Here is a 12289-nt window from a genome sequence, read left to right as displayed (position 1 = left end):
CGGTCCGGCCGGCCGCGCTGGGCGGCCGGCCGGACCAACCGGGTCGGGTACGTCAGCTGCTGACGAACTTGGCGGCCAGCTGCGGGGTGGAGACCAGGCTGACGCCGCCCAGCCGGGCCAGCACCCGGCCGTCGGGGCCGACCGCGGTGACCGTCAGGCTCGCCGAGGTGCCGTTCACGGCCCCGGGTTCGACCACCGTCAGGAAGGTGCCGTGGTCCGGCAGCGGCTGGTGGAACTCGGCCCGGGCCACCGACAGCGGCAGGCTCGCGGTGGACCGGAACAGCCGCATCCACACCAGGCCGGCCTGCAGCAGCAGGTCCGCGGCGCCGGGCCGGTAGAGCCGCCCGGCGAACGCCCCGCCGGCCGGGCGCGGCCCGTCCAGCGAGCACTCCAGCACCAGCCGGCCCTCCTCCTCGGCCAGCACCCGGCGCACCCCTTGCAGCGCCGGGCCGTGGAACAGCGTCCCGTCGGTGTAGAACCCGGCCGCGTCCCGGCCGTGGCCGGGGGCCGGCAGCGCGGCCATCGCCGGGTGGTTCAGCTCGGACGCCGGGTCCGCGCCCAGCACCACCCCGGCCGCGTAGTGCGGCCGGACCGTCCCGTCCGCGGCCACCGAGCGGATCACCACCTCGGTGGTCGCCTGGTCGCCCGCGGGCGTCGCCGCCAGCTGCAGCCGGGCCGGCTCGGAGCCGTCCAGCACCAGGCCCTTGTGCACCGCGAAGTCGCGCACCTGGCGGACCGTACCGCCGCTGAGCCGCTCCACCGCGCCGATCGCCCAGCCGAGCGCGAGCGCCGCCGGGAGCACCGGGACCCCGCCGATCAGGTGGTCGGCGACGATCGGTTCGGCCGCCAGCGGGGCGGTCTCCCGCTCCAGCACCACGGCGGCGGGCGCCGCGGGCCGCCGGACGGACAGCGGGGTCGTCGGGCCGAGCACCGCCACCGTGTCGTGGCCGTGCTGCGGGGCGAACTGGCCGGTGAACAGGGCGGTTCCGGTCTTCTCGGGGATCAGCGTGATGCCGCGCTCCTGGAACACCGCCTTGATCTGCGGCGAGACCATCCCGCTGTCCCAGGCGCCCCAGTTCAGCGCGGTGACCCGGGCGTTCGGGTGCCGCCGCTTGAACGAGCTCGCCCAGGCGTTCAGCACCTCGTTGGCCATCGCGTAGTCGGACTGCCCCTGGTTGCCGAAGAACCCGGCCACCGAGGAGAACAGCAGCACGTGCCGCAGCCGGTCGGCCGGCAGCGCCTCCACCACCGCGCGCAGCCCGCCGAGCTTGGGCGCGAACACCCGCTCGATCTCGGACGCCCGCTTGTTGGCGATCAGCTGGTCGGCCAGCACCCCGGCACCGTGCACCAGCCCGGTGACCCGCCCGGCGTACGGCGCGAGCGCGTCGGCGGTGGCCGCCGCGTCGGTGATGTCCACCGCCAGGTACTCCGCCGGGGACCCGGCCGCGCGCAGCTCGGCCAGCGTCTGCCGGATCTCCCGCTCACCGACCACCGCGCGGTACAGCTGCTCCACCCGCTTGGGGGTCGGCTTCTCCCCCGCCGTGCGCAGCTGCGCGACGGCGGCGGCCTTCAGTTCGGCCTCGGCCGTCACCCCGGCCGCCCACGCGGGCTCCTCACCGAGCGCGGTCCGGCCGAGCAGCAGCAGCCCGGGACGGTACGCGGCGGCCAGGTCGATCACGCAGCGGGCGGTGATGCCGCGCCCGCCGCCGGTGACCACCAGCAGGTCGTCCGGGCCGATCTCGGCCACCGGGGCGGCCGGGTCGGCGGCCAGCGCGGTCGGCGCCTGGCCGAGCGTCAGGCCCACCCGGCGGTTCGCGTCCCGGGCCACCTGGACCGGCTCCGCGGAGGCGTCGTTGACCTCGGCGAGCAGCAGCTCCGCCGCCGTCCGGGGGTCGAGTCCGGGGGCCAGGTCCACGGCCCGGCAGAACAGCTCCGGCGCCTCGACCGCCAGCGTCTTCACCAGCCCGCCGAAACCGCCCGCCGGCACCCGCTCCTCGGCGACCCCGGTGAGGCCGAACGCACCGTCCAGCCGGGTCAGCGTGAGGAACCCGGCCCGCGCGGTGGCGGCCTCCTTGGTCAGCGGCTCGACCAGGTGCTTGGCCACCAGCAGGGCGTGCGAGAGCCTGCGCACGCCGTCCGCCCAGTCGCCGTCCTGCCGGGTCGCGAAGTTCACCACCAGCCGGACCGGGGTGGCCAGGATCTGCTCGACCCGCTCGGTCAGCTCGGTCACGCCCCAGCCGGCCAGCGCGAAGTCGGCCGCGCCGTCGACCGTCCGGGCCACCGACGGCAGCCGCAGCACCCGTACGTCCCAGCCGCCGGCCTGCAGCCGGGCCGCGACCAGCGGCGTCAGCTCACCGCCGTCGTCCACCAGCAGCGCGGCCGAGCCCGCCGGGTAGGCGCCCACCAGCGCGTCCGGGGAGGGGAGTTCGACCAGCGCGGCCTGCGCGCAGCCGATCGCGCCGCGCGGCGCCGGGGCGGGGGCGGGAGCGGCGGCCTGCGGCTGCTTCTCGGCCGGCGGTTCCGCTCTGGGAGCGGTGGTGGCGGTGTCCGCGGCACCGGTCATGAAGTCGACGATCTGGCCGAGCGTCCGCAGCTCACCGAGCTGCTCCGGACCCACCGGTGTGTCACTCGGGAACCGCTCCGACAGCACACCCAGGATCTCGACCCGCTTGATCGAATCGATCCCCAGATCCGCCTCGACGTCCATCCCCAACTCGAGCATCTCCACCGGGTAACCGGTCTTCTGCGCCACCACCTCCAACAGCGCAGCCGACACCTCACCCGCACCGAAACCCGGCACCGCAGCAGCAGGAGCAGGCCCGGCCACACTGGACATGAAGTCCACGATCTGACCCAGCGTCCGCAGCTCACCCAACTGCTCAGGACCCACCGGCGTGTCACTCGGGAACCGCTCCGACAGCACACCCAGGATCTCGACCCGCTTGATCGAATCGATCCCCAGATCCGCCTCGACGTCCATCCCCAACTCGAGCATCTCCACCGGATAGCCCGTCTTCTGCGCCACCACCTCCAACAGCGCAGCCGACACCTCACCCGCACCGGGACCGGCCACGGCCGCGGGCGCTGCCGCCTGGGGCACGGCCACCGGCTCGGGGGTCCGGGGAGCGGGGGCCGGGGCGGCAGGCAGCGCGGCCGGCACCGGGGCCGGGGCCACCTGCGCGGGAGCCGCCGGTACGGCCGGCGCCGCCGCAGCGGTGACCTGGGCGGTGACGTGAGCGGGCGCCGGCGCCTGGGCCACCTGGGCCGGGGCCGCCTGCGCCGGAGCAGCAGCGGGCGCAGCGGGCGCCGCCGTGCCGGAGCCGAGCTCCAGCGCGGCCAGGTCCCGGAGGATCTCGTTGGCCCGCAGGTGGGTCCGGCCGATGGCCAGGCCGTGCTCCTTGACGGCGGTCACACCGGCCAGGACGTCGTCCACCCGGCCCTGGTCGGCCGCGTGCTCCAGCAGTCCGGCGAGCCGCTCGGCGCTCTGCAGCTGTCCGCTGAGGTAGTCGTCGTGCAGGGCGAGGTGATCGGCGATCAGCTCGGGCAGCCGGTCCGAGGCCGGCGCGGGGTTGGCTTCGTGGTCCACGGGCTCGCTCTCCATCACGACGGGCAGGGCAGGACGTTCGGGCGCCACCGGTGCCGCGGCCACCGGAGCGGTCACCGCCGGGGCGACCGCCACCGGTTCCGCGACCGCCACCGGTTCCGCGACCACCACCGGTGCGGCCGCCGCCACCGGTGCGGCCGCCGCCACCGGTGCGGCCGCCGCCACCGGTGCCGGGGCCGCCGGCTCCGCCGCCGCGCCGGGCAGCCGGGGCTCGGCGATCCGGTAGCCGTTCTCCAGCGCGTCCCGGTAGGCGGCCTTGCGGGCGTCGGAGACGTAGTTGATGCCGTTGAGCAGCACCGTCATCCCCTTGCTCGGCGCCGCCTCGGGCACCTCGGCGACGTACCGGTCGGCCACCGACAGCGGCAGGCCGAGGACGGCCAGCTGGGCGACGGCCCGCTTCAGCGCGAGGTCCGCGTCGGCGCCGGGGCCGCCGTCGAGGCGGACGCACTGGTGCGGCCGGTCGCCGAGGATCCGCCCCACCAGCTGGGTGAGGACGCCCTTCGGGCCGAACTCCACGAAGGTGCGGAAGCCCGCGGCGTACATCTCCTCGACCCGGTCGGCGAAGTGCACCGGGTTGATCAGCTGCTCGGCCAGCAGCGCCGCGTTGGCGGCCGGGTCGGCGCCGTACGCGCCGCCGGGGGTGTTGGCGAACACCGGGCGCTGCGGCTCGCCGACCTCGACCCGGGCCACCGCCTCCCGGAACGCGTCCACGGCGTGCGCCACGAACGGGGTGTGGAAGGCCGCCGAGACCGGCAGCCGGCTGATCCGCAGCCCGCGCTGCCCGGCTTCGCCGACCAGCCGGTCGACCGCCGCGCTCGCACCGCCGAGCACCACCTGGTCGGCGGCGTTGCGGTTGCAGACCACCAGCTCGGGGTGGGCCGCGAGCAGGTCGGCGAGCTGCGCCCCGGTGCAGCCGACCGCCGCCATCGCCCCGGCGTCGAAGGCCGGGTCGGCGGGCGGGGCCATCGCGGCGCCGCGGGCCCGGGCCAGCGCGAAGTAGGCGTCGTCGGCGAGTGCCCCCGAGGCCCACAGCGCGGTCAGCTCGCCGAAGCTGTGGCCGAGGTGGCCGTCGGCGGCGAATCCGAGCTCGGCCAGGTAGCGGTACTGGCCGACCGAGAGCGCGCCGATCGCGGGCTGCGCGTACTCGGTGCGGCGCAGCGACTCCTCCTGGGCGGCCCGGGCCGCGTCGTCGAAGGCGGGGGCGGGGAAGGCGATCCGGGAGAGCGGTTCGGTGCCGTCGAACTGCCGGTTGGCCTGGTCGAAGGCGGCCCGCAGCGGCGGCAGGGCGAGCACCGCGCGGTGCCCGGGGTTGACGTACTGGCTGCCCTGGCCGGCGAACAGCGCTCCGGTGCGGCCGAGTTCGGCCTCCCGGCGGCGGTACCAGACCCCCTTCGGGTGGGTCCAGTGCTCGGCGTCGGGCTTGGCGCGCAGCTCCTGGAGGGCCAGTTCGCGCAGGTCGGCGAGGTCCTCGGGGCTGCCGGCGACCAGCGCGAGCCGGGCGTGGCCGGCCGGGACCGGGCCCTCGGCGGGGGCGGCGCCCTCGGCCAGCCGTGCGGTCAGGGCCGCGGTGTCGGGGGCGTGCCAGAGGTGGACCCGGGCGACCGGGAACATCACCTTCAGGTCCTCGCCCTCGCCGTGCTCCTGGAGGACGAAGTGGAAGTTGGTGCCGCCGAAGCCGAACGAGGAGATCGCGGCCCGGCGCTCGGCGCGCTCCGGGTCCTTGATCCACGGGCGGCTCTGGGTGTTGACGTAGAACGGCCCGGTGGCGAAGTCGATCGCCGGGTTGGGCTCGTCCACGTTGATGGTGGGCGGCAGCACCTTGTGGTGCAGGGCCAGCGCCAGCTTGATCATGCCGGCCGCGCCGGCCGCCGCCTTGGTGTGGCCGATCTGCGACTTCACGCTGCCGACGGCCGCGTACCGGCGCTGCTCGGTGGTCTCGGAGACCACCGCCGCCAGCGCGGACAGCTCGGTGGCGTCGCCGACCGCGGTGCCGGTGCCGTGCGCCTCGAACAGCTCGACCGTGTCGGGGGTGCAGCGGGCGTCCTCGTACGCGCGCCGCAGCGCGACCATCTGGCCCTCCTTGCGGGGGGCGTAGATGGACTTGAACCGGCCGTCGCTGGAGGAGCCGATCCCCCGGATGACGGCGTAGATCTCGTTGCCGTCCCGCTCGGCGTCGGCCAGCCGGCGCAGCGCCAGCATGCCGATGCCCTCACCGATCAGCGTGCCGTCCGCGTCCTTGTCGAACGGGCGGATCCGGCCGACCTTGGAGAAGGCCGGGGTCTTGCTGAAGCACAGGTACATGAAGATGGTGTTCTCGGCGTCGCAGCCGCCGGCCAGCATGGTGTCGGCCCGGCCCTCCAGCAGTTCGCTGACCGCCGCCTTGGTCGCCGCCAGCGAGCTGGCGCAGGCCGCGTCGATGGTCATGTTGGTGCCGCCGAGGTCGAGCCGGTTGGCGATCCGGCCGGCCACCACGTTGCCGAGCATGCCGGGGAAGGAGTTCTCCTCCCAGGGCGCGAAGGCGAGTTTGAACTTCTCGGCGATCTCCTCGGCGTCCCGCTCGGTCAGGCCGCAGCTGCGCACCACCTCCTTGAGCACCGGGGTCTGCAGGCGCGCGGAGAGCGGCTGGGTGAGCTGGTTGGCGCCGGTGATGCCGAGGATCACGCCGGTGCGCTCGGGCCGGTACCACGGCTGCTCGGCGCCGGCGTCCTTGAGCACGTCGCGGGCGACCACCAGGCTGAGCAGCTGGAGGACGTCGGTGACCTCCAGGGTGGTCGGCGGCAGGCCGAACTCCATCGGGTTGAAGGCGACCGACGGAATGAACCCGCCCCGCCGGGAGTAGGTCTTGTCCGGCGCGGACGGGTCCGGGTCGTAGTGCTCGTCGACGTCCCAGTGCGTGCTCGGCACGTCCTGGATGCAGTCGGCGGCGGCCACCACGTTGCCCCAGAACTCTCTCAGGTCACGGGAGTTGGGGTAGAGCGCGGAGAGGCCGACGATGGCCACGGGTTCGTCGGCGAGCCGCCGGGTGAGGTCGTCGTCGGAGCCGGTGGGGCTGCTGGGGTTGGGCTGCGAGGTTTTCACGGCAGGGCTCTCTTGGTCTCGGAGGGCCGGCCCCCGGGCGCCGTGCGGTGACGGCGGCCGGGGCCGTGCGGAGGACGGGCCTGCGTCAGACCTTCTCGGTGCCGGTCCGCGCGGGGACCGGGGTGGGACGGACCAGGCGCGCGATCAGCTCGGCGGCGTCCGGCCGGGTGAGCATCGTGTAGTGGTCGCCGGGACTGCGGTGGACCTCCAGGCCGTACGGCGCCAGCGGGGTCCAGCCGAGGGTCGGGTCGTCGGGGATCAGGCTCCGCTCGGCCGCCACCAGCACCAGCGGCACCTCGGTGGGCCGGGGCCGGTAGGGCGCGGTCAGCCGGTTGTTGCGCAGCAGGCCGTCGACGTAGGTGTCGTACAGCTTGCGCAGCCCGGGCAGTGGGGTGTCGGCGGCCAGCGCGCCGCTCGCCACCGCCGCGTCGAGCACCAGCAGCAGGCCGTCGTCGACGCCGCAGGCCGCCAGCCGGTCCTGGTCCAGCAGCACCGGGCGGCCGCGCTTGGCCCCCAGGTACATCGCGAACCACCCGATCAGCAGCGGCGGCAGCAGTGCCTCGTCGGGCTGCTGGTACTCCGCGGTCGGGGCGATGCTGTCCAGCAGCACCAGCCGGGCGGGCCGCCGGTCCGGCGGCTGCTGCCGGACCACGGCCTGCGCGACCACGCCCCCGAAGGACCAGCCCGCCAGTGCGTACGGCCCGCCGTCGTACGCCCCGGTGAACTCGTCCAGCAGCCGGCCGGCCAGTGCCTCGACGGTGGTCTCGGCCCGGCCGCCGGTGAGCGCGGCCTCCCAGTACTCGGGCAGGGCGGACAGGTCGAGCACGGTGAGGCCGACGCCGTCCGGCAGTGCCTCGGCCAGGGTGGCGTGCACCCCGGCGGCGAGCGCCCCCGGATGGACCAGGTACACCGTCCCCGAGCCGGCCGCCGACGGTCTCAGCCGGACGACCGGGAGCGGGGCCCGGCTACGCCGAGGCGGCATGGCCGGCCTCGGTGCGGGTGGCCGACTCCTCGGCGATGTGGGCGGCCAGCTCCTTGATGCTCGGGTGGTACCAGAGCGCCGTGGTGCCGAGCTCGAAGCCGAGCCAGTTCTCCATCTCGCCGGCCAGGATCAGGGCCTCGGTCGAGTCGAGCTCGAGTTCGTCGAAATACTGTTCCGGCGACACCTCGGACGGCTCCACCCCGAGCCGGTGCGCGATCTTCTCGATCAACCAGTTCTGTGCTTCAACTGCCTTGATGGGAGCCACAGTTGGTCCTCCTCGAAAGAGTCGGCCCGGGCGGGCCGGGCGGGAAATGCCTCTGAGAACACCTGTCAGCATCAGCCGCGCGCTGCTAGGGTCCCGGGGAAGGCGAGACAGCCGTGCGGCACCCGGGCGCGGAACGCGCCAGGGCATGGCTCGGCCATGGGCTCAGAGGTTCGTAGGGCAACAGTCAGTCAACATCTACTCTTGACGCGGTGGTTGCAGCACCGCATACGCCCATCACCCCGCGGCAGCACCAACGGGACGACGGACCGCCTCGACCTGCCCGGTCGGCGGGGTGGGTGTGAGCGAACACAGGCCGCACGGACGGCGGATGCACTCGCTACGGGGCAGGACCGTACGCGAGTTCCCGTTGAGCGTGCAACCAACGGATCGTGAATCAACGACCCTTGGGCGCCGGTGCACGCCGACCGCCACCGGCCGGCCCGCCCGGCCCGGTCTCCGTCGAAAACGCGCTCGACCTGCGGCGATGCCGGCCCTCCGAGGCATCCCCGACCGAATGAGGAACGGCCTCCGAATGTCTGGTGCACACCGGGCGCACTTCCGGGAGCACTGTGCGCCGGGGCGCACGCCGTGCCGTTCTACGCGCGTGAACAGGCCGATGTGAACTCGGAGTTAAAGGTCGGGCCCTCGCTTGCCGCCTCGCTCGGACCGTGGATATGGTCACCTCAGCTATCCGTTGACCTGCCCGGCAACACCCTCCCTGCACCGCCGGCCCATGACCACGGAACGAGGACTGCCATGTCCGCGGCCCACCGGACGCCACCCGGCCGGCCGGGCGGATCCGGCCACCGGACCCGCCCGGCCGACCAGCCAGGCCACAGCGACCACCCCAGCACCGCCGTTCGGCTCCGACCGACCGGGCTCCCGCCCGCCGGCCACCGGCCGCCCGCGCCCCGCAACGCGAAAGGGCCGGGCCCGTCAGCTCGTCGGAGCTGACGGACCCGGCCCGTCCGGACGGATCGAACCGGTCGGCGGCTCAGCCCAGCTGGACCACCGCACGCGACATCCCGAGCACCTTCTGGCCCCCGTAGGTGGCCAGCAGATCCACCCGCACCCGGCGGTCGTCCAGCAGCGCGGCGACCTTGCCGGACACCTCGATCACCGAACCGTCCCCGTCGTTGGGCACCGGCACCGGCCGGGTGAAGCGCACACCGTAGTCGACCACCGCCGCCGGGTCGCCGATCCAGTCGGTGACCACCCTGGCCGCCTCGGCCATGGTGAACATGCCGTGCGCGATGACGTCGGGCAGCCCGACCTCCAGCGCGAACTTCTCGTTCCAGTGGATCGGGTTGAAGTCCCCCGACGCCCCCGCGTAGCGCACCAGCGTGGCGCGGGTCACCCGGAACGACTGGGCCGGCAGCTCGGTGCCGACCTCCACCTCGTCGAAGTTGATCCCCATCGCGCTACTTCCCCTCCTCGTCGGCCGCCCGGGCCACCAGCGACATGACGGACGTCACCACGTGCTCGCCGGACTCGTCGTGGACCTCGCCACGGACGGTCAGCACGTCGTTGCCGGCCAGCGACTTGATGGCCTCGATCGACACCGTCACCGTCAGCCGGTCACCGGCCCGCACCGGACGGGTGTAGCTGAACTTCTGGTCCCCGTGCACCACCCGGCTGTAGTCCAGGCCCAGCTCCGGGTCGTTCACCACCTGGCCGGCCGCACCGTACGTGATGACGAACGGGAAGGTCGGCGGCGCGATCACATCCGGATGACCGAACGCCTTGGCAGCCTCCGGGTCGGTGTACGCGGGGTTCGCGTCCCCGATCGCCTCGGCGAACTCACGGATCTTCTCCCGGCCGACCTCGTAGGGCTCGGTGGGCGGGTACGTGCGCCCGATGAAGGAGGGATCGAGCGGCATGAGCTACTCCTCTGAATGTGTCGTTACACAGAAACGACTCCAGGCCGCCCCCCTTGCGGGGTGCGGCCTGGAGTCAGTGCAAAGTCAGCGGGTCTCGCGGTGCGCGGTGTGCGAGTTGCAACGCGGGCAGTGCTTCTTCATCTCAAGACGGTCCGGGTCGTTACGCCGGTTCTTCTTGGTGATGTAGTTCCGCTCCTTGCACTCCACGCAGGCCAGCGTGATCTTCGGGCGGACGTCAGTGGCAGCCACGGGAGTGCCTTCCTGGGACAACGAATAAGAACACGACAAGAGTAGCCGATCGGGAGAGTACCCCCCGATCGACTACGCGGAGTAGCGGTGACCGGACTTGAACCGGTGACACAGCGATTATGAGCCGCTTGCTCTACCAACTGAGCTACACCGCTTTGATGATCAGAACCCCCGCCGAGGCGGAAGACCTTTTCACCAGAGCCCCCATGCGGAATCGAACCGCAGACCTTCTCCTTACCATGGAGACGCTCTACCGACTGAGCTATAGGGGCGAACGAGGAAGAGATTACACGGTTCCCGGCCAGAGGTGAAATCCGTATCCGGAGCGGAAGACCGCAGGTCGGCGCGGTCGCACTGACGCTCCCTCGACAGATGCACGTTCGAGTGGCCCGCGCCACAGCTCACGCCACCGGCGGGTGGACCGACACGACCTACGCCCGCCTCCGCGCCTCCCGCCCCCGGGCGCCCTAGGCTCGACCGGCAGTGATCATGCGGTCCCCGGTGCGCCCAGAGCGCCGGAGAGCACCGGGGCCGGGCGCCCGGGGCCCCGCGCCCGGAGAGTGAGGAGCCGGCCGAATGAGCGCGGACAGCGCACCTGCCGAAGGACCGCACCAGGGCCCGGCCGCCAACCCCCTCGGCCACGGCCCGATCCTGCTGCTCACCAACGCCCGGCTGACCGACGGACGGCTGGTCGACGTCCGGATCAGCGGCGACCGGATCCAGGCCGTCGGCACCGCGGGCAGCCTCGGACCGCTGCCCGCCCTGCCCGGCCGCCCCACCGTCACCACCGGCGCCCGGATCGACCTGGCCGGCTACCTGCTGCTCCCCGCCCCGGCCGAGCCGCACGGCCACTACGACACCGCGTTCGCCGCCGCCCTGCCGGGACCGCCCACCGAGGACCCCGCCGACCTGGTCCGGCGGGTCACCGAGGCCGCGCTCACCTCGCTCGGCTACGGGGCCACCGCCCAGCGCACCCACGTCCGGATCGGCGACGCGCACGGCCTGGTCCGGCTGGAGGCCGTCCTCATGGCCAGGCAGGCGCTGCGGGGGCTGGCCGAACTGCAGGCCGTGGCGATGCCGCGGCTGCTCACCGGGCGGGCCGGCGCCGACGGGCGGGCCCAGCTGCGCGAGGCGCTCCGGCTCGGCGCCACCGCGGCCGGCGGCTGCCCCGACCTGGACCCGGACCCGGTCGGCTACGCGCAGATCCTGCTGGAGGCCGCGCGCGAGGCCGACTGCCCGGTGGACCTGCACACGGCCGGCCGCGACACCGCCCAACTCGCCCGGATCGCGGGCGTGCTGGCGCCCCTGCGGCCCAGGGTGACGGTCGGCCCGTGCAGCGCGCTGCCGGCCGGCGCGGTGAGCGTCCTGGCCACCGCGGGGGTGCGGGTGGTCTGCCTGCCGCAGAACGGCGGCTGCACCGGCCTGGAAGGTCGGCCGCCGGGCCTGCGGCCCTCCCTCGCACGGGAGTTGACCGATGCCCGGGTGCCGCTCGCGGTCGGCAGCGGCAGCATCCGCGACCTGGCCAACCCGGTCGGCCGCGCCGACCCCCTGGAGGCCGCCTACCTGCTGGCGGCCACCGGCACCCTCGGCCCCGAGGCCGCCTACGACGCGATCAGCGGCCAGGCCCGGCTCACCCTCGGCCTGCCCGCCGTCCGGGTGGACGCGGGGTTCCCCGCCGAGCTGCTCGCGATCCGCGGCGACAGCCTCACCGGCGCCCTGGCCGGCGGCCACAGCCGGCTGGTCGTCCACTGCGGCCGCGTGGTCAGCCGCACCAGCGCGGTCCGCGAGTTCGCCGACACCATCGCCCTCGCCCTGCCCCGCCAGAACTCCCCGGGCTGACCCGCCCTGCCGGACGTCCACACCCGGTCCGTGTCTGGTCCGCGCCCGGTCCGCACCTGGTCCGCGCCCGGTCCGCACCTGGTCCGCGCCCGGTCCGCGAGGGCCGTCCGGAACCGGGCGGATCACGCCATCGGGCTCACCCGTCCCGCGCAGTGGCCGGATACAAGAAAACGGCCCCCGATCAGCGTTTCCGCAGATCAGGGGCCGTTCCGTTATCCGGTGGCTGGTGCAGGGTTCGAACCTGCGTAGCTTGCGCGACAGATTTACAGGCCGCCATCAGGTTGGGACAGCCAACAGCTCCGACCAGCGGGGAAAGCTGGCCACGCAGTAGCAAGCTGGCCCGTGGTCCGCGCCTGGTCCGGATCTTGTTGAACCTGACCGCCGATCCGCGT

The 12289-nt window shown here is 74.0% G+C and carries 7 protein-coding genes and 2 tRNA genes; 1 reads left to right on the top strand and 8 read right to left on the bottom strand.

Translation table 11 applies throughout. The features are described from left to right. Positions 1 to 52 precede the first annotated feature (52 nt). From AC2TEW_RS13375 to AC2TEW_RS13340, 8 genes are all read right to left on the bottom strand, one after another. Complete coding sequence (locus AC2TEW_RS13375) at positions 53 to 6682, bottom strand: SDR family NAD(P)-dependent oxidoreductase (protein WP_484623582.1); 6630 nt, start codon at positions 6680 to 6682, stop codon at positions 53 to 55. Positions 6683 to 6767: 85 nt separating this feature from the next. After that, positions 6768 to 7592 (bottom strand): thioesterase domain-containing protein, encoded by an 825-nt coding sequence (locus tag AC2TEW_RS13370; RefSeq protein ID WP_484623581.1) that lies wholly within the window; start codon positions 7590 to 7592, stop codon positions 6768 to 6770. Positions 7593 to 7647: 55 nt separating this feature from the next. Further along, entirely contained in the window at positions 7648 to 7929 is a 282-nt protein-coding gene (locus AC2TEW_RS13365; protein ID WP_033826064.1) for an acyl carrier protein, read from the bottom strand. A gap of 994 nt (positions 7930 to 8923) precedes the next feature. Further along, complete coding sequence (locus tag AC2TEW_RS13360) at positions 8924 to 9346, bottom strand: MaoC family dehydratase (protein ID WP_484623580.1); 423 nt, start codon at positions 9344 to 9346, stop codon at positions 8924 to 8926. 4 nt (positions 9347 to 9350) lie between these two features. After that, a complete protein-coding gene (locus AC2TEW_RS13355) occupies positions 9351 to 9809 on the bottom strand; it encodes an FAS1-like dehydratase domain-containing protein (RefSeq protein ID WP_484623579.1) in 459 nt (152 codons plus the stop codon). A gap of 84 nt (positions 9810 to 9893) precedes the next feature. Next, complete coding sequence (rpmG, locus tag AC2TEW_RS13350; RefSeq protein ID WP_006604855.1) at positions 9894 to 10058, bottom strand: 50S ribosomal protein L33; 165 nt, start codon at positions 10056 to 10058, stop codon at positions 9894 to 9896. Between the two features lie 82 nt (positions 10059 to 10140). Then, a tRNA-Met gene (locus AC2TEW_RS13345) sits at positions 10141 to 10213 on the bottom strand. Between the two features lie 44 nt (positions 10214 to 10257). Beyond that, a tRNA-Thr gene (locus AC2TEW_RS13340) sits at positions 10258 to 10330 on the bottom strand. Between the two features lie 304 nt (positions 10331 to 10634). Between AC2TEW_RS13340 and AC2TEW_RS13335 the strand changes: the two genes are divergently transcribed. Next, positions 10635 to 11897, top strand: a complete 1263-nt coding sequence (locus AC2TEW_RS13335) for an amidohydrolase family protein (protein ID WP_484623578.1) — start codon at positions 10635 to 10637, stop codon at positions 11895 to 11897. The last annotated feature ends 392 nt before the right edge of the window (positions 11898 to 12289 follow it).

Source organism: Kitasatospora sp. NEAU-CNBT7 (assembly GCF_057220535.1).
This window is presented reverse-complemented; position numbering and strand designations above follow the sequence as displayed.

Bases quoted from the DNA above. Each gene is read 5' to 3' on its own strand.
- AC2TEW_RS13335 (WP_484623578.1), top strand. From the start codon at position 10,635: ATGAGCGCGGACAGCGCACCTGCCGAAGGACCGCACCAGGGCCCGGCC.
- AC2TEW_RS13355 (WP_484623579.1), bottom strand. From the start codon at position 9,809: ATGCCGCTCGATCCCTCCTTCATCGGGCGCACGTACCCGCCCACCGAG.
- AC2TEW_RS13360 (WP_484623580.1), bottom strand. From the start codon at position 9,346: ATGGGGATCAACTTCGACGAGGTGGAGGTCGGCACCGAGCTGCCGGCC.